The sequence below is a fragment of the Micromonospora sp. NPDC020750 genome (genome assembly GCF_044334565.1).
GTDB lineage: Bacteria > Actinomycetota > Actinomycetes > Mycobacteriales > Micromonosporaceae > Micromonospora.
Genome location: NZ_JBIRTH010000004.1, coordinates 18394 through 41476 on the forward strand (window position 1 = coordinate 18394; position 23083 = coordinate 41476).

The 23083-nt window shown below is 74.0% G+C and carries 18 protein-coding genes and 1 pseudogene; 10 read left to right on the forward strand and 9 right to left on the reverse strand.

What is annotated here, in order from left to right:
• Nucleotides 1-172 precede the first annotated feature (172 nt).
• Nucleotides 173-1651 (reverse strand): glutamate--cysteine ligase, encoded by a 1479-nt coding sequence (locus ACH4T9_RS13940; protein WP_396673020.1) that lies wholly within the window; start codon nt 1649-1651, stop codon nt 173-175.
• 181 nt (nt 1652-1832) lie between these two features.
• Here ACH4T9_RS13940 and ACH4T9_RS13945 point away from each other — a divergent pair, with 181 nt between their 5' ends.
• On the forward strand, nt 1833-2171 hold the full coding sequence (locus tag ACH4T9_RS13945; RefSeq protein WP_350882991.1) for a DUF3817 domain-containing protein: 339 nt from the start codon (nt 1833-1835) through the stop codon (nt 2169-2171).
• Nucleotides 2172-2364: 193 nt separating this feature from the next.
• Here the strand turns inward: ACH4T9_RS13945 and ACH4T9_RS13950 are convergent, their stop codons facing one another.
• Nucleotides 2365-3225: an alpha/beta fold hydrolase gene (locus tag ACH4T9_RS13950; RefSeq protein WP_396673019.1), complete on the reverse strand. Its 861-nt coding sequence runs from the start codon at nt 3223-3225 to the stop codon at nt 2365-2367.
• A gap of 240 nt (nt 3226-3465) precedes the next feature.
• Here ACH4T9_RS13950 and ACH4T9_RS13955 point away from each other — a divergent pair, with 240 nt between their 5' ends.
• Nucleotides 3466-4332 (forward strand): alpha/beta fold hydrolase, encoded by an 867-nt coding sequence (locus ACH4T9_RS13955; protein ID WP_396673018.1) that lies wholly within the window; start codon nt 3466-3468, stop codon nt 4330-4332.
• A gap of 77 nt (nt 4333-4409) precedes the next feature.
• Here the strand turns inward: ACH4T9_RS13955 and ACH4T9_RS13960 are convergent, their stop codons facing one another.
• Nucleotides 4410-4952, reverse strand: coding sequence for a hypothetical protein (locus ACH4T9_RS13960; RefSeq protein ID WP_396673017.1), 543 nt, complete (start codon nt 4950-4952; stop codon nt 4410-4412).
• Nucleotides 4953-5111: 159 nt separating this feature from the next.
• Here ACH4T9_RS13960 and ACH4T9_RS13965 point away from each other — a divergent pair, with 159 nt between their 5' ends.
• The 3 genes from ACH4T9_RS13965 to ACH4T9_RS13975 are packed head-to-tail and all read left to right on the forward strand — an operon-like array spanning nt 5112 to nt 9117.
• On the forward strand, nt 5112-6236 hold the full coding sequence (locus tag ACH4T9_RS13965; protein ID WP_396673016.1) for a Vms1/Ankzf1 family peptidyl-tRNA hydrolase: 1125 nt from the start codon (nt 5112-5114) through the stop codon (nt 6234-6236).
• Complete coding sequence (locus ACH4T9_RS13970) at nt 6229-8001, forward strand: thiamine pyrophosphate-binding protein (RefSeq protein ID WP_396673015.1); 1773 nt, start codon at nt 6229-6231, stop codon at nt 7999-8001. Before ACH4T9_RS13965 ends, ACH4T9_RS13970 begins: the two co-directional genes overlap by 8 nt.
• Before the next feature lie 51 nt (nt 8002-8052).
• Nucleotides 8053-9117 carry an iron-containing redox enzyme family protein gene (locus ACH4T9_RS13975; protein ID WP_396673014.1) on the forward strand — a complete coding sequence of 355 codons (1065 nt, stop codon included), beginning with the start codon at nt 8053-8055 and terminating at the stop codon, nt 9115-9117.
• A 140-nt stretch (nt 9118-9257) separates the two neighbouring features.
• Here the strand turns inward: ACH4T9_RS13975 and ACH4T9_RS13980 are convergent, their stop codons facing one another.
• On the reverse strand, nt 9258-9482 hold the full coding sequence (locus ACH4T9_RS13980; protein ID WP_396673013.1) for a CDGSH iron-sulfur domain-containing protein: 225 nt from the start codon (nt 9480-9482) through the stop codon (nt 9258-9260).
• A 234-nt stretch (nt 9483-9716) separates the two neighbouring features.
• Here ACH4T9_RS13980 and ACH4T9_RS13985 point away from each other — a divergent pair, with 234 nt between their 5' ends.
• Both ACH4T9_RS13985 and ACH4T9_RS13990 read left to right on the forward strand, forming a co-directional pair.
• Nucleotides 9717-11120 carry a hypothetical protein gene (locus ACH4T9_RS13985; protein WP_396673012.1) on the forward strand — a complete coding sequence of 468 codons (1404 nt, stop codon included), beginning with the start codon at nt 9717-9719 and terminating at the stop codon, nt 11118-11120.
• 299 nt (nt 11121-11419) lie between these two features.
• A pseudogene (locus ACH4T9_RS13990) lies at nt 11420-12295 on the forward strand (SigB/SigF/SigG family RNA polymerase sigma factor); the annotation flags it as partial.
• Nucleotides 12296-12385: 90 nt separating this feature from the next.
• On the opposite strand, the gene ctaD reads toward ACH4T9_RS13990, so the two are convergent.
• The 5 genes from ctaD to ACH4T9_RS14015 all read right to left on the reverse strand — a co-directional run bounded on the left by ctaD (nt 12386) and on the right by ACH4T9_RS14015 (nt 18170).
• Entirely contained in the window at nt 12386-14389 is a 2004-nt protein-coding gene (gene ctaD, locus ACH4T9_RS13995) for a cytochrome c oxidase subunit I (RefSeq protein WP_396673011.1), read from the reverse strand.
• A gap of 108 nt (nt 14390-14497) precedes the next feature.
• Nucleotides 14498-15229, reverse strand: a complete 732-nt coding sequence (locus ACH4T9_RS14000) for an ATP-binding protein (RefSeq protein ID WP_396673010.1) — start codon at nt 15227-15229, stop codon at nt 14498-14500.
• An 81-nt stretch (nt 15230-15310) separates the two neighbouring features.
• Nucleotides 15311-15763 carry a DUF4383 domain-containing protein gene (locus ACH4T9_RS14005; protein WP_396673067.1) on the reverse strand — a complete coding sequence of 151 codons (453 nt, stop codon included), beginning with the start codon at nt 15761-15763 and terminating at the stop codon, nt 15311-15313.
• Nucleotides 15764-15908: 145 nt separating this feature from the next.
• A complete protein-coding gene (locus tag ACH4T9_RS14010; protein WP_396673009.1) occupies nt 15909-17066 on the reverse strand; it encodes a glycosyltransferase in 1158 nt (385 codons plus the stop codon).
• Between the two features lie 123 nt (nt 17067-17189).
• Nucleotides 17190-18170, reverse strand: coding sequence for a glucosyl-3-phosphoglycerate synthase (locus ACH4T9_RS14015; protein ID WP_396673066.1), 981 nt, complete (start codon nt 18168-18170; stop codon nt 17190-17192).
• Between the two features lie 231 nt (nt 18171-18401).
• Here ACH4T9_RS14015 and ACH4T9_RS14020 point away from each other — a divergent pair, with 231 nt between their 5' ends.
• The 3 genes from ACH4T9_RS14020 to secA2 all read left to right on the forward strand — a co-directional run bounded on the left by ACH4T9_RS14020 (nt 18402) and on the right by secA2 (nt 22892).
• Nucleotides 18402-19430, forward strand: coding sequence for a Gfo/Idh/MocA family protein (locus ACH4T9_RS14020; RefSeq protein ID WP_396673008.1), 1029 nt, complete (start codon nt 18402-18404; stop codon nt 19428-19430).
• Nucleotides 19423-20511 carry a zinc-binding dehydrogenase gene (locus ACH4T9_RS14025; RefSeq protein WP_396673007.1) on the forward strand — a complete coding sequence of 363 codons (1089 nt, stop codon included), beginning with the start codon at nt 19423-19425 and terminating at the stop codon, nt 20509-20511. Before ACH4T9_RS14020 ends, ACH4T9_RS14025 begins: the two co-directional genes overlap by 8 nt.
• An 86-nt stretch (nt 20512-20597) precedes the next feature.
• Entirely contained in the window at nt 20598-22892 is a 2295-nt protein-coding gene (secA2, locus tag ACH4T9_RS14030; protein WP_396673006.1) for an accessory Sec system translocase SecA2, read from the forward strand.
• The last annotated feature ends 191 nt before the right edge of the window (nt 22893-23083 follow it).

Here is a 23083-nt window from a genome sequence, read left to right on the forward strand (position 1 = left end):
CAATAGGCTTGGCCGACTCTCGGCCGGCCGGACGCGGGGACGGGGCCGTGGGGGCGGCGGTCGGGCGGGCGCGGATCCCCTCGCCGATGAGGCCCAGCCCGTACTCGAAGGTCTCCTCGCCGCTGGGCGCGCCGAGCCGCCGGTCGCCGCGCCCGTAGCGGGGCCCGGGCGGTCAGGGGATCGGCCACTCGTGGACCGGGCGGTTGCTGTGCATCAGGTCCACGTAGTGCCGGACCACCTCGCGCAGCGCCGCCGGCCGGTCCAGGTGGTCGGCGGACTCCAGCCGGTGCAGCGTCTCCACCTGCCAGGTGGCCCCGTTGCGGCCGGTCAGGCAGCGCTGCTCGATGATGCCGAGCAGCCGGTCCCGCTCGGCCGGGTCCAGGCCCCACCGGTCCAGGCCGTGGTGGGCCAGCGGCAGCAGCCGGCGCAGCACCAGTTCGGTGACGGGCAGGTACCCCAGGCCGGGCCAGAACACCTGGGCGTCGATGCCGTGCCGGGCGCCGCTGGTGAAGTTCTCCTCGGCGGCGCTGAACGACATCTGCGACCACACCGGCCGGTCCGACTCGGCGAGGGCCCGCACCAGCCCGAAGTAGAACGCGCCGTTGGCCACGGTGTCCAGCACCGTCGGGCCGGCGGGTAGCACCCGGTTCTCCACCCGCAGGTGCGGGCGGCCCTTGTACACGTCGTACACCGGGCGGTTCCAGCGGTAGACGGTGCCGTTGTGCAGCCGCAGCTCGGCGAGCTTCGGCACGTCACCGCGGGCGAGAGCCTCGGCCGGGTCCTCCGGATCGCACACCGGCAGCAGCGCGGGGAAGTAGCGGACGTTCTCCTCGAACAGGTCGAACACCGTGGTGATCCACCGCTCGCCGAACCACACCCGTGGGCGTACCCCCTGGGCCTTGATCTCCTCCGCCCGCGTGTCGGTGGCCTGCTGGAACAGCGGGATGCGGGTCTCGCGCCACAGCTCCCGGCCGAAGAACAGCGGCGAGTTCGCGCCGAGGGCGACCTGGATGCCGGCGATCGCCTGGGCGGCGTTCCAGTAGTCGGCGAACTGGGCCGGGCTGACCTGGAGGTGGAACTGGGTGCTGGTGCAGGCCGCCTCGGGGGTGATGGTGTCGGCGGTGACCGCGAGCCGCTCGACCCCGCTGATCGAGATCCGCAGGTCCTCGCCGCGGGCGGCGAAGATCTGCTCGTTGAGCAGCTTGTAGCGCGGGTTGGCCGACAGCGTCTCGGCGGTCAGGTGCTCCGGGCGCAGCGTCGGCAGGATGCCGATCATCACCATGTGCGCGCCGACGCCACGGGCCTTCGTCTCGGCGGCGTTCAGGCTGGCCCGGACGTGTTCCTCGAACGCGGCGGTGCCGGTGCCGGCCAGCCGGCGCGGCGCGACGTTGATCTCGATGTTGAACTGCCCCAGCTCGGTCTGGAAGCTCGGGTCCTCGATGGCGGTCAGCACCTCCGAATTGCGCATCGCCGGCATCGAGTCGTCGTCGACCAGGTTCAGCTCGATCTCCACCCCGGTCATCGGCCGCTCGACATCGAAGCGGGACTCCCGAAGCATCTCGGCGAAGACGTCCAGACACCGCCGCACCTTCTCGCGATAGCGGGCCCGGTCCTCGCGGGTGAATGTCCGTACGCCGACGTCCTCGCCCATCGTCACCACCTTGTCACCGTTGGTCCCCCTAACCTCGCACGGCGGCGCGGGCCGGGGAAGACCCGAAGGTCCCTACACGTACCCCGCCGAGGCCCGCGTGATTCCCGTCGCGTCCGCCCGTCGCTGCCCGGATCGGCCGGCCGGTCTGGTTAGCATGGCCGGCAACCGTTGGGGAGTGACGATGCGCGAGAAGATCACCAAGTTGTTCGTGGCGGCGGCGATCGCCGAGGCCTGCTCCTGGCTGGCCCTGTTGATCGGCATGGCCGTCAAGTACGGGCCGCCGGACAACGAGATCGGGGTGAAGATCTTCGGGCCGATCCACGGTGGGCTGTTCGTCGTGTACGGCCTGCTGGTGCTGGCCGTGGCCCGGCTGCAGCGGTGGCGGCTGTGGCCCACCGTCGTGGCGCTGGCCTGCGCCGTCCCGCCGTTCGCGACTCTGTTCTTCGAGCGCTGGGCAGCCCGGCGGGGCATGCTGCGCACCGCACCCGAGCCGGACCGCCCGCTGGCCCCGGTCGGCTGACCGCCGCCGACACCCACCGGGGCCACCTTCCGGGGGCCGCTCGGGCGGCCCCCGGCGGCGCGCCGCCCCACGGCTCACCGCCCCGACTCACCTGCTGCCCGGCGGGGCACCGCCCCCACGGCTCACGGAGCCGCCCGGGTGGGTGCGGCTGACCGTCTCGCCCCGCCAGAGCCGACCCACCCGGGGGTGCCTGTCAGCCGGCGAGGAAGGCGGCCAACGTGGCGGCGAGCTGCTCCGGGGCCTCCTCGGCCATGTGGTGGCCCGAGTCGATCGAGGCCTCCCGTACGTCGTCGGCCCAGTCCCGCCAGATCGCCGCCGGGTCGCCGTACAGGTCGACCATGTCGTCCCGCTCCGACCAGCAGAACAGCACCGGGCAGGCGATCCGCCGCCCGGCGGCCCGGTCGGCGTCGTCGGCCGCCCGGTCCGGGCCGAGCCCGGCCCGGTAGTCCTCGCACATCGCGTGCACCGTCGCCGGGTCGTGGATCGCCCGGCGGTAGTCGGCGTACGCCTCCGCGCCCATGACGGCCGGCGAGCCGCCGTACCAGGCGTCCGGGTCGGCGCTGATCATCCGCTCCGCCGGCTTGTCCGACTGGCCGAGGAAGAACCAGTGCCACCAGCGGGCCGCGAACCGGGCGTCGGCGCGGGCCAGGGCCTCGCCGATCGGCACCCCGTCGAGCACACCCAGCCGGCTCACCCGGCCGGGGTGGTCCAGTGCCGTACGCATCGCCACGTAACAGCCCCGGTCATGTCCGACCACCGCCGCGCGGTCGTGGCCGAGCGCGTCGAGCAGGCCGACCACGTCGCGGGCCAACGCCCGCTTGGCGTACGTGGTGTGCCCGGGGTCGCTCGGCGGCTTCGACGAGCCACCGTAGCCCCGCAGGTCGGGGCAGATCACGGTGTGCTCCCGGGCCAGCAGCGGCGCGACCCGGTGCCACGTGGCGTGGGTGCGCGGGTGGCCGTGCAGCAGCACCACCGGCGGTCCCGACCCGCCGTGACGCACCCGCAGCCGCACTTCTCCGACGTCGATCTCCTCCAGCGCGAATCCCTCAAACATGGCACCCCGGTGCCCACCCCCGGCCCGCCCGAAACCGCAGCTCCTCCCACCCCTCGCCTCCACGTCACGCTGGACCCGGGGTCACGCTAATTCACGGAATCAGTGGCCTTACTCGGCCGTAAGGCCACTGATTCCGTGAATTAGCGGGCGCGGCGCGCGGGCGCGGGGGCGGCGCGCGGGCGCGGGGGCGGGGGCGGGGCGGCGGGGCGGTGGGGCCGGCGAGTGGCAGAATCCGGCGTCGTGCAGCGCTTTCGCTCCTGGGACGGCACCGACCTCGGCTACCGGCTCGTTGGGTCAGGTCCGCCCCTGGTCTGCATCCCCGGTGGCCCCGGGCAGGCCGTCGAGTATCTGGGTGAGCTGGGTGGGCTCAGCGGGCACCGGACCCTGGTCCTGTTCGACAACCGGGGCACGGGCGGGTCCGGCGTGCCGGCCGATCCGGCGACCTATCGCGTCGACCGGATCGTCGAGGACGTCGAGGCGCTGCGCCGTCACCTCGGGCTGGACCGGATGGGCCTGTTCGGGCACTCGGCCAGTGGCGGGGTCTGCCTGCTCTACGCTGCCGCGTACCCACGCCGGCTCGACAGCCTCGTGCTGGTCGACCCGTCGCTGCGGGTGGTCGACCTGCAGTCGGACCTCGGCGTTGCGGAGGTGCTCGCCCTGCGGGCGCACGAACCCTGGCACGCGGAGGCCGTCGCCGCGCTGCATGCCGAGGCCGGCACGCCGCAGGAGCTGGCGCGGTACCGCTGGCTGTCCGCGCCGCTGCTGTACGGCGAGTGGAACGCCGCGGCGCGGGCGCAGGCGTCCGCCGAGCCGGACCAGTTCGCCCAGCCCGCGACGGACGGTTTCTACGCCGGCTTCGACCCCGATCCGGCGCTGCCGGGGCGGCTCGCGGCGCTACCGACGCCGGTGCTGCTGGTGGTCGGTGAGTACGACATCTGGCCGACCTGCACGGCGGTACGGGAGCTGGCCGCGCTGCTCGGCGACGCAGAGCTGGTGGTGCAGCCCCGGTCGGGGCACTTCCCCTGGGTGGACGACCCGTCGGCATTCGCGGCCACGGTGGAGCGATTCCTCGCCCGCAGCCGGACGGCGCGCCGCGTCGGCCAATAGCGCGCTGCCCGCACTGCGCGGAGTTCCGCCAGAGGTCCCTGAGGTGAGCAGGGGTCCCTGAGGTGAGCAGGGGCCCGTCAGGTGAGCACGACGGCGACGGCGATCGCGGCGATCAGCACCGCCCCCAGCACGGCCTGGATCAGCAGCGGCGGGCCGAGATGGCTCCACAGGGTGGCGGTGCGCGGGCGCAGCAGTTGCCCGGTGGTGAGGTTGACGATTCGCTCCACCCGGGGCGGCAGGTCCGGGTCCTGCGGCTGGAGGGTGATCTGCACCCAGTCGGCCGGGTGCAGGGCGCTCTGTGGCAGGTGCCCGTGCAGCTCCACCTCGCAGAGCCGGTCGGCGGAGTCGCGCAGCCGCAGCGGGGTGACCAGGAACTCCGGGCCCTTGCGCAGTTCCTTCCAGCTGCGCCGGGCCCCGCCGCTGTTGGGCAGCAGGGAACGCAACGCCAGCAGCAGCAGGCCCATCACGCTGGCTGCTGTCACCACGGCGACCAGCACCGGCTGGCCGATCCTCAGCTCGCGGGGATAGCCGTCGAGCAGCCGGACGACCCGGCCGGTGACGATCCGCTGCGTGGGGCGAGCGATCCGCCGGTATTCCAGGTCGCTGTCCATGTGCACCACCGAGAGTCGTTCACCACCGAGAGTCCGGTTCCCTGCACCGATCGTATCCGCACGCTCGGGTGAACGACGTGAATGAACGCGAGTCACGTTCGTGGCGCGGGCAGGTGACAAGGCCACCGGCGCGGGTAAGCGGGGGGCCGAGCTGGAAAGGGGTCGAGCATGCAGCTGTCCTTCCTGCGCCCGCTCTACGACCGTCCCGGGCCGTGGTGTTCGGTATATCTGGACGCCTCCCGGGACACCGAGGACGCCCGTCCGGCGCTCGACCTGCGCTGGCGGGCCCTCAAGGGCGAACTGCTTGAGCAGGGCGCCGACGCGCCGACCGTGGACGCCGTCGAGCGGGTGGTCCGTGGCCACACCCCGATGCCCGGGGACTACGGCATCGCCGTGTTCGCGACCCGGGGCCGGGCGGTGCTCAGCGAGTACCTGTCCGCGCCGCCGCTGCGGGACCTGGCGGCGGTCTCGGAACTGCCGCACACCATGCCGCTGCTTGCCCAGCGCGGCGAACAGATCGCCTGGGTGCGGGTGTTGGCCGACCGGACCGGCGCCGATGCCGTGGCGGTCAGCGCGGGCGGGGTGCCCCGGCGCGCCCACGTCACCGGCCGGGAGGAGTTCCAGCTGCGCCGGGTCAATCCGGGCGGCTGGTCGCAGTCCCGCTACCAACGGGCCGCCATGGAGGCGTGGCACCACAACGCCGGCGACGCGGCGGCGGCCACCGTGGAGCTGGCCGAGAAGGTCGGCGCGGACGTGCTGGTGGTCGCCGGTGACGTGCGGGCCACCGGCATGATCGCCGCTCAGCTTCCCTCCCGCTGGCAGGACGTGGTGGTGCGCACCGACGCCGGGTCGCGGCACGGCGGGGCGGACCCGACGCTGATGGACGACATCACCGTGCAGACCATCGCCGAGGTGGCCGACCAGCGGATCACCGCCACACTGGACCGCTTCGGCATGCAGGAGGACGTCGGGGCGGGCCTCGACGCGGTCGTGTCGGCGCTGCAACGCAACCAGGTCGACACCATGCTGATCGTGGACGACCCGTCCTCCACAGAGGATCTGTGGATCGGCCCGGACCCGACCGACATCTCCACCGACCCAGGGCAGCTCACCGCCATGTCGGTGCCCGACCCGCATCGGGTGCGCGCCGACGCGGCCCTGGTCCGGGCGCTGGTCGGCACCGCCGCGGAGCTGACCGTGCTGGCCCCCGACGAGGCACCCGAGCTGGCCGACGGGGTGGGCGCGGTGCTGCGCTACGTCGACCCCGCCACCCCCGGGCGGGGAAATGGCTGAGCGTACGGGGGCCGACCTGGTGGTGGAGCGGCTGCGGGCCTGGCGGGTGCCGCGCGTCTTCGGCTGCCCGGGCGAGGCAATCGCCCCGGTCGTCGCGGCCCTGGACCGCTCGGGCGGGGACCCGGATTTCGTCCCCGCCCGGCACGAGGAGACCGCCGCCTTCATGGCCAGCGGGCACGCCAAGTTCACCGGCGAGATCGGCGTCTGCCTGGCCACCCAGGGGCCCAGCGCCGTGCACCTGCTCAACGGCCTGTACGACGCCAAGCTGGACAGCAAGCCGGTGGTGGCGATCGTCGGGGAGGACATCACCGGCCCGCTCGGCGGCGCCCACGAGGAGATCGGGCTGAGCCGGCTCTTCGGCGACGTCTGCAACCAGTTCGTCCGGTACGGGCGCGCGCCCGAGCAGGTCCCCGGCGTGCTGGACCAGGCGTTCCGCACCGCCGCCGCGACCCGTAGCCCCACCTGTGTGGTGCTGCCCCGGGAGGTGCAGGCGGCCGTGGTGCCCGACCTGCTGCCGCAGGCCGCCGGGGTGACGTCGGCGACCCCGGGGGAGCCGCTGGCCCGGGTGCTCCCGCACGACGCCGACCTGGCCGCCGCCGCGTCCCTGCTCGGCGCCGGCGGCCGGCTGGCGATCCTGGTCGGTCAGGGCGCGCACGGCGCGGCCGACGAGATCGTGACGCTGGCCGACCGGCTCGGCGCCGGGGTGGCCACCAGCCTGCTCGGCAAACCGGTGCTGGACGAGCGGCTGCCCTTCCACACCGGGGTGCTCGGCGAGGTCGGCAGCACCGCCGCCGCCCAGCTCATGGGCGGCTGTGACACCCTGCTGATGGTCGGCACCACCGACCCGTGGACCGACTACTACCCGATGCCCGGGCAGGCCCGCACGATCCAGATCGACATCGACGGTCGCCGGATCGGCACCCGCTACCCGGTGGACGTGCCGCTGGTCGGCGACGCCGGTGAGACGCTGCGCGCGCTGCTCGACCGGGTGCTCGACCGGGTTCCCGACCGGGCCCGGCGGGACTGGCGCCGGACGGTGGAGAGCTCGGTGGACCGGTGGCGGGAGGAGGCGGCGGCCCGGGCCGGTGAGCCCGGCGAGCCGGTCAACCCGCAGCTGGTGCTGCACCAGCTCTCCGCCCGGATGCCCCGCTCGGCCGCGATCGCCGTCGACGTCGGTTCGGTCATCTACTGGTACGCCCGGCACCTGGAGCTGCGGCCCGGGGTGACCGCTCAGCTCTGCGGAACCCTCGGCTCGACGGGCTGCGCCCTGCCGTACGCGGTGGCGGCGAAGCTGGCCCGCCCGGACCGGCCGGTGATCGCGCTGGCCGGGGACGGCGCGATGCAGCTCAACGGCCTGGCCGAGCTGATCACCGTCGCCCGGCACTGGCGGGAGTGGCCCGATCCCCGGCTGGTGGTGCTGGTGCTCAACAACCGCGACCACTCGGGCACGGGCGGCGACGGGTCGCCCGCCGGGGCGTCCGCCCGCCGGCCCGACGTGCCGTACGCCGGGTGGGCCCGGCTGCTCGGCCTGCACGGCGTCCGGGTGGACCGTCCGGAACTGGTCGGCGCGGCGTGGGACGAGGCCCTCGCCGCGGACCGGCCCAGCGTGCTGGAGGCCGTGGTCGACCCCACCGTGTCGCTGCGCCCGCCGGAGCCGGCCCTGGCCGACCTGCGGGGCGTGTCCGCCGACGGCGACGCGGCCCGGCTGGTCCGGGAGCGGATGCTCGACACCCGGGTCGTCGTCGAGGCCGATGACTTCGTTTAGTCCCGCCGGGCCGGGGCACCCGCGGGTACGCCGTCATCCGCGAGGAGAGCCATGCCCGAGCCCGCCGACCGCCGCTACGGTCCCGCGCCCCTGCCCCGAGCCCGGGGCCCGGTCTCCGCGGCGCTGGTGGCGGCGCTGCGCCAGCCGCCGCACGACCCGCCGGTGGGGCTCGGCGCCCGGTTCGCCCCGGACGACGGTGGGCCCGGCCCGCTCATCGACGAGGACCTCCAGCTGACCCTCTTCCTCTGCTACGAGCTGCACTACCGGGGCTGGGCGGGGGTGGCCGAGCACTGGGAGTGGCAGCCGGGCCTGCTGGCCCTGCGGGCCCGGGCCGAGCGGGTCTTCGAGGCGGCGCTGCGTCGGCTGGCCGGCCCGTCGCGGGCGGTGCCGCCCGCCGGCGTGCCGCGGGCGCTGGCCGAGCTGGTGGCCGCCGACGACGGCCCGGCGCTGGCCGTGACGGTGCAGCACCGGGCGAACCTGGAGCAGTTCCGCGAGTTCGTCGTGCACCGTTCGGTCTACCACCTGCGGGAGGCGGACCCGCACAGCTGGGGACTGCCCCGCCTCGGCGGACCGGCCAAGGCCGCGCTCGTCGAGATCCAGATGGACGAGTACGGCAACGGCCGGCTGGACCGGATGCACGCCGAGCTGTTCCGGCGCACCATGGACCGGCTCGGCCTGGACACCGGCTACGCCGCCCACCTGGACCGGGTCCCGGCGGTCACCCTGGCCGCGAACAACCTGATCTCCCTGTTCGGGTTGCACCGCCGGCTGCGCGGCGCGCTGCTGGGCCACCTGGCGGCGTTCGAGATGACCTCCTCGCTGCCGAACCGCCGCTACGGCAACGGCCTGCGCCGGCTCGGCCTGGACGAGGCCGCCACCCGGTTCTACGACGAGCACGTCGAGGCCGACGCCGTGCACGAGCAGGTCGCCGCGCACGACCTGTGCGGCGGGCTGGCCCGGGCCGAACCGGCGCTCGTACCCGACCTGATCTTCGGCGCGGCGGCGGCGTTGGCGGTCGACGGCCTCTTCGCGGGGCACGTGCTGGACGCCTGGAACCGGGGCGAGAGCTCGCTGCGGCCGGTAGCCCGCCCGGCACCGGTCACCGCCGTCGCCTGACCGGCCGCGTTCGCGTTCGCCCCGGCGCTGCCGGAGCAGCCTCGCCCCGGCGGCGGAGCCGCTTCTGCCGGTGGTGCCGGTGGTGCCGGCGGTGCCGGGCGATACCGGCGGTGCTGGGCGGTGCCGGCGGTGCCGGGCGGTCAGCCCTCCCGGTCGGTGCCGGCGCGGAACCGTACCGTCTTGTGCGTGCCGTCGCAGAACGGCTTGAGCGCCGACCTGCCGCACCGGCACAGCGCCACCGTGCCCCGGCGCGCGTCGATGGTCCGGCCCTCGGGGGTGACCAGGGCGAAGTCGCCGCGGACCAGCAACGGGCCGTCCTGGTACGGGGTGATGGTCGCCGCCGGGGCGTCGTCGTCGGTAGCCATGGCCACACGTGCCCGTCGGGGGCCCGTCGAAACCCGCCCGGCCCGGCCCGCGCGGCCCATCCGGCGCGGCGTCGGACGCCACGCCCAGCCGGCACGCCGGGGACCGCAGGGCGCAAGCGTCGGTCCATCGAAGAATGCCCCCGGCGAGTGGCGGAGGCCCCGTTTAGACCCCATCGGGACGGGAAGCCGGGCCGCGTGGCGAACGAGCGAAGCGGGCTGGGACCCGCGCATCCGGTGCGTGGGGGACTCACGGCGGACGGGGCCGGACTGGCCGGGGACCGGGTGGTGGCGGTCGGCAGCACCGGACGCGTCCTGGTCGCCGCCGCGGCCCGGGCCCTGCGCGGGCAGGACTGCGCCGACATGGGCCAGCCGGGCGCGCTGTCCCGGTTCACCGGCGCGCCCGAGCCCGTACGCCGGGCCGCCGCCGCCCGGGCCGCCGGACGGGTCGCGCTCACTCCCGACCAGACCGCCGAGGTCGACGCCGCACGGGTCGCGCGGTGGATCGTCGACCAGTACCCGCGCCGCCGCTACCCGGGCGTGGTGCTGGGCTCCCCGCACGGCGCGGCGGCTCACCTGGCGGTGGCCCTGGGCGTGCCCTGGCTGCCGGCCGCGTTCGAGACGACGGTGCACTGGACCCGGGGGGCGGTGGACCGCCCCGTAGCAGCCCTCGATCACGGCGCGGCGCTCGCCGCCCGGCTGGTCGCCGGCAACCCCGACGTGCACGTGCGGCAGGTGCACTGCCCGGCCAGCCGGGGCGCTCTCGCCGGGGCGACCGTCTCGCTCGCCGTGCGCTGGCAGCGCCTGCCGGCGGCGTACGCCCGGTTCCTGGCCGACCGGGTCGAGCCCGGAGCCCCGCTGCTGCTGCTGCGCGACGCCCGGACCTGGCCGGTGCACGACCTCGGGCTGGGCCACAGTTTCCAGGCCGGTTCCCCGGCCAGCGGACTGGAACCGGTGGACTTCCACCCGGACTCGCACGCGCTGCGCCAGGTGCTCCGCTCCGTCGGCGGCGAGGGTTCCCACTGGGAGCCGCCGGAGTTCCACGCCCCGCAGGGCTACGCCGAGCACGGCGTGGAGCCCGGGTTCGAGCTCGCCGTTCGGGCGTGGGCCGGGCGGCGCGGGCACCGGCTGCACCGGGTGCTGTTCCCCCGGGCGGAGTCGCTCAGCGCCGCGGTCGCCGACCTGTACCGGGCGTGGCTGCGGCGGGCCGGCAAGACCGGCGACCGGCTGGTCGTCGAGTGCGGGCGGCTGCTCGACCCGTGGCAGGTGCTGCGGGCCGGCCTGGTGCCGTACTGGTGCGAGAACGCCACCCGGCGCGCCGTCGACGCGGTGGAGTGGTGGCTGGCCGGCAGCGAGCCGTTCAGCTCGGTGGACGTGCTGCCGGAATCGCCGGGGATGCGCTCGCCGGCCCTGGCCGGGCTGCCGCAGTGGCTGGCCGTGGCCGCCTTCGGCCGCCGCCGTCGGGCCCTGGACCGCACCGCGGCCCGGGGCTACCCGGTCACGGCGGTACCCACCCGCCGGGCCACCGAGGTGCTGCGGGCCCAGCCGTACGACCTGCCGGTGCCGCCGCCGCTGCCCATCGCGACCGCCGTCGAGGCGCTGCGCGACGGGACCGGCCACCAGGGACTGGTGGTCTGCTGACCCGATCCGCCGCGCGTGGGGTGCCGCCCGGCCGGGCGCCGAACCGCCCGCCGCGCAGCCACGCCGAGGCCGGCAGCACCAGCCGGCCGAAACATCCTCGCGACCCCGGGCCGCCGTGATTGAGTACCTACGGAGCGGGAACACCGCTGGCTGCGACGGCCCGGACACGCCGCGCAGCCTGTGGTACACGCTCCTCGACGATTCACGTCAGGTGACCCACTTCCGGCCCGGTGCGTGGCCAGACCACGTACGCGACCGGCTTTCCCGATCAGGCGGGGACCTTCCTGAGGGAGGCGCGGATGTTCGGACAGACCACCACGACCACACCACCACCCACCGAACGGGGTCTGGAGGACCTCGACGCGGCGGCACTGGCGTACGCGGCGCGGATCGAGGGCCTGCCCCCCGAGCGGCGGCAGGAGGCGCGCGACGACCTGGTCCGCTTCGCGCTGCCGTTCGCCGGCCGGCTCGCCCGCCGGTACCGGGGGCGGGGTGAGCCGTTGGAGGATCTGGAGCAGGTGGCCCGGCTCGGACTGGTCAACGCCGTCGACCGGTACGACCCGGAGCGCGGCTCGTTCACCGCGTACGCGGCGATCACCATCGTCGGCGAGATCAAGCGGCACTTCCGGGACCGGACCTGGGGCGTGCACGTGCCCCGCCGGCTGCGCGACCTGATCCTGGAGGTCGGCCAGGCCACCGCGGCGCTGACCAGCGAGTTGTCCCGGGCCCCGTCGGTGGCGGAGCTGGCCGAGCGGCTGGAGACCCCGCAGGAGGAGATCCTCGCGGCCCTGGAGTCCGCCGCCGGGTACAGCCCGGCCTCGCTCAACGCGCCCGTCGGCGGGGAGAGTTCGGCCGAGTTCGGCGACCTGGTCGGCGAGAGCGACAACGCGCTGGAGTCGGTCGACGACCGGGTCACCGTCAGCGGGCTGCTGCACCGGCTGCCCTGGCGGGAGCGGCGCATCCTGGCGATGCGCTTCTACGGCAACCAGACCCAGGCCGAGATCGCCGCCCGGTTCGGCATCTCCCAGATGCACGTGTCCCGCCTGCTGTCGCGGGCGCTGACCTGGCTGCGGCAGGCGATGCTCGCGGACGCCGCGTCGCCGTGGCAGAACGGCGCGGCCGAGTCCGAGGCGGGCAAGGCGCGGGTCCCGGTGCGGCACAACGGCGACCGGGTGGCCGCCCCGCAGCCGCCCCGCGACTGAGCCGCAGGGCGGGGCGGGGGCGAACCGGGTGACCGGCCCGCCCCCGCCCCGCGTTGCTCGGGCTCAGCGCTCCGGCGTGTCGTCCCGGCTGTGCGGGTGGCGCCACCGCTCGTTCTCCTGCGGGGCCCGCTCCGCGTCCGGCGGCTCGGTCTCCGGCGCGTCGGTCTGCTCGAAGCTGGGCCGGCGGATCTCCTCCGGCTCCGGCACGTCCACCGGCCGTGCCCCCGACTGCGGCGCCGGCCTGTACTCGACGGCCTTCCGCGCGCCGTGCGCGCCCTCACCCGACGGGGACTCCGGCACGTGCCGCGCGGGGTGCAGCTCCTCGGCGAAGCTCTGCGGCGGCTTTGTGGCGCGCTGCGGCAGGTCCCGGCCGAGGTCGGCGACGAGGTGGCCGTACTTCAGGTCGAACGCGGGGCGCTCGGAGCGGATCCGCGGCATCCGGTCGAAGTTGCGCAGCGGGGGTGGGCAGGTGGTCGCCCACTCGAGGGAGTTGCCGAAGCCCCAGGGGTCGTCCACCGTCACCATCGCCCCGAACCGCCAGGACTTCCACACGTTGTACATGAAGAACAGCGTGGACGCGCCGAGGACGAACGACCCCACCGTGGAGATCATGTTCAGGGTGGTGAAGCCGTCGCCGGGCAGGTAGTCGGCGTACCGGCGGGCCATGCCCGCGCCGCCCAGCCAGTGCTGCACCAGGAAGGTGGCGTGGAAGCCGAGGAACATGGTCCAGAAGTGGATCTTCCCGAGCCGCTCGTCGAGCAGCCGGCCGGTCATCTTCGGGAACCAGAAGTAAACTCCGCCGAACGCGGCGAAGACGATGGTGCCGAACATCACGTAGTGGAAGTGCGCCACCACGAAGTACGTGTCGGTGACCTGGAAGTCGGCGGGCGGGCTGGCCAGCAGTACCCCGGTGAGCCCGCCGAGCAGGAAGGTGACCAGGAAGCCGATGGCGAACAGCATCGGCGTCTCGAAGGTGAGCTGGCCCTTCCACAGGGTGCCGATCCAGTTGAAGAACTTCACCCCGGTGGGCACCGCGATCAGATAACTCAGGATGCTGAAGAACGGCAGCAGCACCTGACCGGTGGCGAACATGTGGTGCGCCCAGACCGTCATCGACAGCACCGTGATCGCGATGGTGGCCAGCACCAGTCCCGTGTAGCCGAAGATCGGCTTGCGGGCGAACACCGGGATGATCTCGGTGATGATGCCGAAGAACGGCAGCGCGATGATGTACACCTCGGGGTGGCCGAAGAACCAGAAGAGGTGCTGCCACAGCATCGGCCCGGCGGTGGCCGGGTCGAACACGTGCGCGTCGAGCAGCCGGTCGGCGGCGAGCGCCAACAGCGTGGCGGCCAGCAGCGGGAAGACCAGGATCACCAGCACGCTGGTGAGCAGCAGGTTCCAGGTGAAGATCGGCATCCGGAACATGGTCATGCCGGGGGCGCGCAGCGTCAGCGTGGTGGTGATCAGGTTGACCGCGCCGAGGATGGTGCCGAGGCCGGAGATGACCAGGCCGACGACCCACAGATTGCCGCCGATGCCGGGGGAGTGCTGCTGCTGGCTCAGCGGGGTGTAGGCGGTCCAGCCGAAGTCGGCGGCCCCGTTCGGGGTGAAGAACCCGGCGACCACCATGGTCCCGCCGAACAGGTACAGCCAGTAGGCGAAGGCGTTGAGCCGGGGGAAGGCCACGTCCGGGGCGCCGATCTGCAACGGGACGATGTAGTTGCCGAACGCGAACACCAGGGGCGTCGCGAACAGCAGCAGCATGATCGTGCCGTGCATGGTGAACGCCTGGTTGTACTGCTCGGGGGAGAGGAACTGCATCTCGGGCCGGGCCAGTTCGGCCCGGACCAGCAGCGCCAGCACCCCGCCGATGAGGAAGAAGACGAACGAGGTGATCAGGTACAGCAGGCCGATCTGCTTGGCGTCCGTCGTGCCGAGCAGCTTGAGCAGCTTGGCCCCGGGTTGCGCCGGCCGCAGCGGGCCGGGGAAGCCGCCGAAGCGGGCCGGCGCGAGGATCGCGGGGCCTCGGTCTCGTCCGGGTTCCGTGGTTACCCGCTTGGGCATGGTTCCTCACCCCGTCGTCACGACAGAAAAGGACGGGCGTGCCTACCCGGCCCACCCATCATGTAACCAGGTGAGAGCGGTAATTTCGGTCAATTCGGGGTGAGCGGCTCAGGTGGCGGGCAGCAGCGCCCAGACGACCTTGCCGTCCCCGACCGGCGAGCTGCCCCACCGCTGGGCCAGCTCGCGGACCAGCAGCAGCCCTCGGCCCCCCTCGGCGCGCAGGTCGGTGCCCATGCTCGGGCGGATCGCCCCGCTGCTGCCGTCGGCCACGGCGACCTGCAGGTACGACCGGCGCAGCGTGAGCGTCACCTGCATCGGGGTGCCGGCGTGCCGCACGACGTTGCCGACCAGTTCGCTGAGCACCACCGAGGCGGGGCCGACCAGCTCCGGCAGGTTCCACCGCCCGCAGGCGTCGGCGACCAGCTCCCGGGCCCGCCGGCAGGCCCCCGCGACCGGCTCCAGCCGGGCGCGCAGCCGGGGCGCGGCGGCGGCCCCCGCCGTCCGGGTGGCCTCGGCGCAGTCCCGGCGTACCGGCACCACCCGGCCCACGGTCGACTCAGCCAGCCAGCTCGCCGCGTCGGGCGGCGCGGCACAGAGCACGAACGGCACGGCCGGCCAGTCGGCGGCCCGCCGGGCGGCGGCGGCGAACACCGACAGCGCCAACTGGTCGCGCACGTCGACGGAGCCGAGGTCGACCACCAGCGCGTCGGGCTGGTCGGCGAGGCACCGTTCCAGGACGTGGTGCACCGGGCGCATGGTGCCCAGGTCGAGCGCGCCGCTGAGCCGTACGACGGTCACCGGCGACTCGTCGCGGACCTCGCAGGTGATCCGGCTCGACATGCGCGGTCCTCGCTTCCGTCCGTATCGGGGGTGATTCGCAGGTACCCGGCACGGGACGGGGTGAAACGGGGCCGGCTCCCGTCAGTGGCGACTCGGGCGGCGGGTGGTGAGCACGCCCAGCGCGATCATCCCGACGCCGAGGAACAGGTGCAGCCAGTTGTCGGCACCGTTGACGGGGATGAAGTTGGCCCCGCTGGAATGGTCGACCACGAGGCCGTACAGCCACAGCACGAGGTAGATGGCCCCGCCGCCGACGAGGAACGTGCGCGCCCCGGAGACCGTGCGCGCCAGCGCCAGGCCCGCGACCCCGAACAGCAGGTGCACGATGTTGTGCAGGACCGACACCTGGAACAGCCCGAACAGTTTCGCCTCCGAGTCGTGCCCGGCGAAACGCAGGTCGCTGTAGTACGTGGTGACCCCGGGGATGAATCCGAGCACCCCGATCACCAGGAACACCACGCCGACGGTGGCCGCGACACGACGCACGAGGGCGCGGCCGTCAGCGGGGTTGCGTCGGGCCCGCGAATGGGCCATCGGACCGGTCACCGCGATCTCCTCACCGGGTAGGGAAGTCTCGCGGCGCGCGTTCCCGCTGCCGTCGTCCGCAAACCGGCCGCCGGGCGGGGGATGCGCGGGGCCCCTGCCGTTCCGCGTACCGGCAGGGGCCCTGCCACCGATGTCAGGCGGGTTGCAGGCGGCGTGCGGTGGCGCCCCGGCGGACCTGCTCGTACAGCCCGACGTAGCGCTGCGCCATGACCGTCGGGGTGAACCGCGTCGCAGCCTCCCGCCGGCACTCGTTGGCGTCCAGCGCGCCCGCGGCCAGGACCAGGTCCGCCAGTTCCTCCTCGTCGGTGGTGAGCAGGCCGGTACGGCCGTGCTCGATCAGCTCCGGCAGGCAGCCCCGGGTGGTCGCCACCACCGGGGTGCCCAGGGCCAGCGACTCGACCACCGCCGTGCCGCCGGGCTCCTCCCAGCGCAGCGGGAACAGCGAGGCGCGGGCGCCGGCCAGCAGGTCGTCGCGCTCCTGCCCGGCGACGGTGCCGACCCAACGGACGAGGTCGCCGTCGACGTGCGGGGCCACCTCGTCGTAGAAGAACCGCACGTCCGGGTTCTGCCGGGCCTCGTCACCGGCCGCGGCCAGGTCCTCCGGCCGGTGGTACGGCCCGACCGGGCCGGCGAGCACCAGCGGCACGCCGACGCGCTGGGCGAGTCGGGCGCCGACGTCCTGGCCCTTGCCGGGGTTGATCCGGCCCAGAATGATCAGGTAGTCGCCCTTGTCCGGCCGGGGGCGCCGGTCCGCGTCGACCGCGAGCGGGGTGGACAGGTGCACATGGCCGACCGAGTGGTCGCGCAGCGCCCGGGGGGCACGGGCGAGCTGTGAGGCGGACACCCCGTTGACCCGGACCCGGTCGCCGCCGTCGAGGTTGCCGTAGAGGGCCGGATGCTTGGCCAGGTCCCAGTGCAGGGTGTGCAGGGCCGGCGGGGCGTCCGGGCCCATGGCGGCGAGGGTCGCCAGGCCGACCGCCTCCACGTGGTCGTGGACCAGGTCGATGTCGTCGCGGGTGTGCAGCGCCCGCACCACCCCGCCCAGGTGCGCCTGGGCGATGCCGCACACCTGGTTGTACGGCCGCTGGAGGGCCTCGAACTGGCCGTCGGGGAAGACGGAGATCTTCTCGTCCACCGGCAGGGTGCTGCTGTCGACGGAGGCGAGGACCACCCGCACGCCGAGCCTGCGCAGCTCCGGCACCAGGGTGGCGATGATGTTCTCGATGCCCCCGTAGCCGGGCGGCGGCACGGACAGCCAGGGCCCGGCGTTCATCAGGACGGTCAGGCTCATGCTGCGTTCCTTCCCTCGGCGGGGCCCCCGTCGGCCGACCGCTGTGTGCCATCTACGTGCCCCGCAGCGGGCGTGGTCACGCCATGCCACCCCGAGCGGCACGGCCGCCCCGCGAGCACACCCTCACGCCGCCACCCGTCGACGCGGCAGCCGGTGGCGCAACTCCGCCAACGGGGGCCGCTCCTCGACCGAGACGTCGCTGACCACGATCTCCCGCTCCAGGTTGGGCAGCGCGTCGGAACCGCCCCGGCGGAACTGGGTGAGCAGGGCCACCGGCACGGTGTCCGGGCTGGCCCAGCCGCGTCGCTGCAACCGGGACCACGCGGTCAGCATGATCTGTGCCGACATCCGGCCCAGTGCCGCCGTGTCCTGGTGGCGGTGCTTGCGCTCGCCCAGGTCCACCTGGGCCAGCGCGTCCAACCCGACGAGGTCCAGCAGGTCGATCAGCATCGCCGTCTCGACCCCGTACCCGGAGACGAACGGCACCCGCTCCAGCACGTCGCGCCGGCCGGCGTACTCGCCGGCGAGGGGCTGGACGAAGCCGGCCAACTCCGGCCAGAACAGGTTGAGCAGCGGTCGGGCCATCAGCTCGGTGACCCGGCCCCCACCATCGGCCTCCACGCTGGTCGCGCCGACCAGCGGCCGGTGGTAGAAGCCCTTGACGAACTCCACCGACGGGTCGGTCAGCAGCGGGCCGAGCAGGCCCGTGACGAAGTGCGGGCGGAACTCGCGCAGGTCGGCGTCGACGAACGCGACCACGTCCCCCTCGGCGGCGGCCAGGCCCGCCCAGAGCGCGTCGCCCTTTCCGGTCAGCCGGGGCAGGCCCAGGGTCATCTCGTCCTGGCCGACCACCTCCGCGCCGGCCGCCCGGGCCACCTGCGCGGTCCGGTCGGTCGACCGGGAGTCGACCACGATCAGCTCGTCGACCAGGGCCACCCGGTCCATCAGGTGCTCGCGGATGGTCGACACGATCGCGCCGACCGTCGTCTCCTCGTTGTGCGCCGGCAGCACCACGCTGACCCGGCTGTCGCCCTTGGCGCGCATCAGGCGCCGCGGCGTCCACTCGGTCGCCGAGGTGGTCCGGTATGTCGCCCACGCCTCCACCACCGGTGAGACGCTCGATTCAGTATCCCGCACAGACACACCCCCCAAGATCGCTTGCGGAAAACGCAATATGGTGATTTCCCAAAACCACCCACGCGCTAACCGAATCATCCCTAACAGCTTGATCACGGGCCGCGCACCAGGCCGTTTCACAGCAATGAACGTTTGGTTGCGCCGCCACGGGGGGAGTGCTCTACGCGATACGTGAAACCGTGGTGAGAGGGTTTGTCGATGCGCGTGTGCCGGGTGGGACTGGTCGGGGCCGGCGGGGTGGCGCAGCGCCACGCCCGGGTGTTGGGCGGCTTCGAGGACGTGGAGATTCTCGGCGTGACCGACGTGACGCGCAGCGCGGCGGCCGAGTTGGCCGACGCGCACGGCGCCGCGACGTTCGCCGACGTGGACGAACTGCTCGCGGCCGGCCCGGACGCGGTGTACGTCTGCGTGCCGCCGTTCGCGCACGGCCCGGTGGAGGAGGCGATCGTCGCCGCCGGGGTGCCGATGTTCGTGGAGAAACCCGTCTCGGTGGACCTGGACACCGCCGAGCGGATCGCCGACCTGGTGGCCCGACGCGGGCTGCTCACCGGGGTCGGCCACCACTGGCGGTACCTGCACGTGGTGGACGAGGCCCGCGAGTTGCTCGCCGGCCGGCCGGTGCGGATGGTCAGCGGGGCCTGGCTGGACAAGGTGCCGCCGGTGGACTGGTGGGCCCGCCGGGACCGCTCCGGCGGCCCGGTCGTCGAGCAGGCCGCGCACGTGCTGGACCTGATGCGCGCGCTGGTCGGCGAGGTCGCCGAGGTCACCGCGTACGGCGACGGCACCCCGCCACCGGTCGACGGGGCCGACATCGACTCGGTGACCACGGCCGCCCTGCGCTTCGCCGACGGGGCGGTGGGCACCCTCGCCGCCTCCTGCGTGCTCGGCTGGAAGCACCGGGCCGGGCTGGAGATCCTCGCTGACGGGCTGGCCCTGTCGCTGGCCGAGGACGGCCTGACGATCCGCGACGCCGACGGCGAGCGGCACCTGCCCGCCGACCCCGACGGCGCGCGGACCGCCGTCGACCGGGCCTTCGTCGACGCGGTACGCGGCGTCGGCGACGACGTCCGGGTCCCGTACGCCGAGGCGCTCGGCACCCAGCGACTGGCCCTCGCGGTCGCCGAGTCGGCGGCCACCGGCCGGCCGGTGGCGCTGCCCACCGGCCCGGCCGCGACGCCCCGGACGGCCACCGCGGCGGCCCCGGCGGGGGTGGGCGTCGATGCGTGACCGGGTGGTGGTGGTCAGCGGCCCCGGAAAGGTCGAGCTGGTCGAGCAGGACGCCGGTGAGCTGCGGGACGGCACGTTCCGGGTGGAGACGCTGTACAGCGGGGTGTCCGCCGGCACCGAGCTGAGCTTCGTCAAGGGCACCAACCCGTACCTCAACGTCACCTGGAACGCCGGCCTCGGGCTGTTCCAGCCCGGGGAGGCCAGCACCCCGTACCCGGTCGACCGGCTGGGCTACATGCAGGTGGGGCGGGTGGTGGAGAGCCGAACCCCGGCGGTCGCCGTGGGCACCGTCGGTGCGATGACCTACGGCCACCGCACCGGGTACGTCGCCGACCCGGTCGCCGAGCGGTTCGTCCCGCTGCCCGACGACCTCGACCCGCTGCTCGGCGTGTACGTCGCGCACATGGGCCCGATCTGCGCCAACGGGGTGCTGCACGCCGCCGCCGACCTCTGCGGCACCGACGTCCGGTCGCTCGGCGACGGGGTGCGCGGGCGCCGGGTCGCGGTGGTCGGCAGCGGGGTGGTGGCCCTGCTCACCGCCCTGTTCGCGAAGCGGCACGGCGCGGCGTCGGTGGTCGTGCTCGACCCGACCCCGCAGCGCCGGGCAGTCGCCGAGGCGCTCGGCCTGGAGACCCTCGACCCGGACGCCGACGACCCGGCGGTGGTGCTCAAGACCCGGTGGAACCACGCCGCCGGTGACCGGGGTGCCGACGTGGTCTTCCAGTGCCGGGGCCAGGCGTGGGCGTTGCAGCTCGCGTTGCGCCTGCTGCGCCCCCAGGGCACCGTGATCGACCTGGCCTTCTACCAGGCCGGCGCCGACGCCGTCCGGTTCGGCGAGGAGTTCCACCACAACGGGCTGTCGCTGCGCTGCGCCCAGATCGGGCGGGTGCCGCGCGGGCTCGCCCCGACCTGGGACCGGGAGCGGCTCTCGGCCGAGACGATCGAGCTGCTGCGGGCGTACGGCGACGCGATCCGCAAGCATCTGGTGTCGGCGGTGGTGCCGTTCGAGCAGGCCCCTTCGCTGCTCACCGACCTGGCCGAGCGCCGCCGCCAGGAGCTTCAGGTGGTGCTGGCCGGCTGATCGTGGCGGGCCGTGGCGGGCGCCTCGCCCCGCCGTGGCCCGGCCGGGCCACGAAAGCCGGCCCGGGTCGCGTACCGTTGCGGCTCATGGGCGTGTCGCAACGGTTCAAGAGCAGGTTCCGGCGGTTCCTCCAGCGGCCCGGCACCACGGTCGATCTGGGACCGCTGGAGAAGCTGCTGCCGGCCATCGAGGCCCGCGAGGAGGAGCTGTCGGCGCTGACCGACGCCGATCTCACCGAGGCCGCCGGTATCGCCACCGGGTACGAGGAGATCTGCGCCGTCGGCCGGGAGGCCGCCCGGCGAGGGCTTGACCAGCGGCCGTACGACGTGCAGCTGCTCGGCGCGATGGCCCTGCTCTCGGGCAAGGTCGCCGAGATGGCCACCGGTGAGGGCAAGACCCTCACCGCCACGATCGCCGCGTACGGGCACGTCCGGCTCGGCAACGGCCCGGTGCACGTGCTCACCGTCAACGACTACCTGGCCCGCCGCGACGCCCAGTGGATGGAGCCGGTCTACGCCCTGCTCGGGCTGACCGTCGGCTGGGTCAACGAGGCGTCCACCCCGCAGGAGCGGCGCGACGCGTACGCCCGCGACGTCACCTACGTCTCGGTCAGCGAGGCCGGCTTCGACTACCTGCGCGACCAGCTCGTCACCGACATCGACGACCGGGTCCAGCCGCCGCTGGCCACGGCCATCGTCGACGAGGCCGACTCGATCCTGATCGACGAGGCCCGGGTGCCGATGGTCCTCGCGGGCGCGGTCGGCGGAGAGCAGGACCCGGTGCACACCGCCGCAGCGTTGATCCGCGGCCTGCGCAAGGGCAGGCACTACACGGTGGCCGAGGACGGCCGCAGCGTCGCCTTCACCTCCGTCGGCCTGGCCGCCGTCGAGGCCAAGCTGGGCGGCATCGATCTGTACGACTCCGAGCACGTCGGGCAGCTCTCCGCGGTCAACGTGGCGCTGCACGCACACGCCCTGCTGCACCGCGACGTCGACTACATCGTCCGGGACGGCTCGGTGGAGCTGATCGACGAGATGCGCGGCCGGGTCGCGCAGCGCCGCCGCTGGCCCGACGGCCTCCAGGCGGCGGTCGAGGCGAAGGAAGGCCTGGACGCCACCGCCGAGGGCGAGGTGCTGGGCACCATCGCCGTGCAGGCGTACATCGCGCTCTACCCGAAGCTGTGCGGCATGACGGCCACGGCAGTGCTGGTCGGCGACCAGCTGCGCGAGTTCTTCGGCTTGGAGGTGGCGGTGATCCCGCCGAACACCCCCTGCGTCCGCGAGGACGAGCCGGACCGGATCTACGCCACCCGGGCCGAGAAGGAGGAGGCGCTGGTCGACGAGATCAAGCGCTGCCACGACAAGGGCCGGCCGGTGCTGGTCGGCACCCTCGACGTCAAGGAGTCCGAGCAGCTCGCCGCCGGGCTGGAGGCCGCCGGGGTGCCCTGCGTGGTGCTCAACGCCAAGAACGACGACGAGGAGGCGGCGATCATCGCCGAGGCCGGCGCGTACGGCGCGGTCACCGTCTCCACCCAGATGGCCGGCCGGGGCGTCGACATCCGGCTCGGCGGCAGCGACCAGGCCGACCGGGACCGCGTGGCCGAGCTGGGCGGCCTCTACGTGATCGGCGGCGGCCGGCACGACAGCCGCCGCGTCGACGACCAGCTGCGCGGCCGGGCCGGCCGGCAGGGCGACCCGGGCGGCTCGGTCTTCTGCGTCAGCCTCGAGGACGATCTGGTGGTCCGGCACGCCGGTGACGCCGTGCCGGCCTCGCCCCGGATGAACGCCGACGGACTGGTCACCGACCCGCAGGTCGACTACGCGGTGGAGCACGCCCAGCGGGTGGCCGAGGGCGTCAACCACGAGATCCACCGCAACACCTGGCGCTACAGCGTGGTCATCGAGCAGCAGCGTAAGGCCCTCGCCGAGCGGCGGGAGCGCCTGCTGACCAGCGACATCGCCGCGCTGATGCTGCTGGAGCGGGTGCCGGAGAAGGCCGAGGAGATGGACGAGGACCTGCTCGCCCGGGTGGCCCGGTCGATCGCCCTCTACCACCTCGACCGGCTGTGGGCCGAGCACCTGGCCGAGCTGTCGGAGGTGCGCGAGGGCGTGCACCTGCGCGCTCTGGGCCGGCTCGATCCGCTCGACGAGTTCCACCGGGCGGCGGTGCCGGCGTTCAACGCGCTGGTCCCGGAGATCGAGACCCGAACCATCGACACCTTCACCGAGACCGATTTCGACGACGACTGGGAGCCGGACGAGTCGACCCTGGTCCGCCCCAGCGCCACCTGGACGTACCTCGTCCACGACAACCCGTTCGGCTCGGAGCTGGACCGGCTCATCGCGTCGGTGGGCCGGCGGCTCAGCTCCGCCCCGCGCTGACCGCCGTCGGACGGCTCCCCCGCTCGGGGGAGCCGTCCCGGCTGCGGTGATCCGGTCTCCCTCCCGGCTTGACCAGGAAAGTAGGCCGCTTTTCGGCCGTTTCGACCCGGGGCGGCGAGGGTAGTAGCCCGGGCCGGACTAATCGGGAGAGAGCAGACGATGACACAGCCGAAGATCGGCGCGCGGCGCCG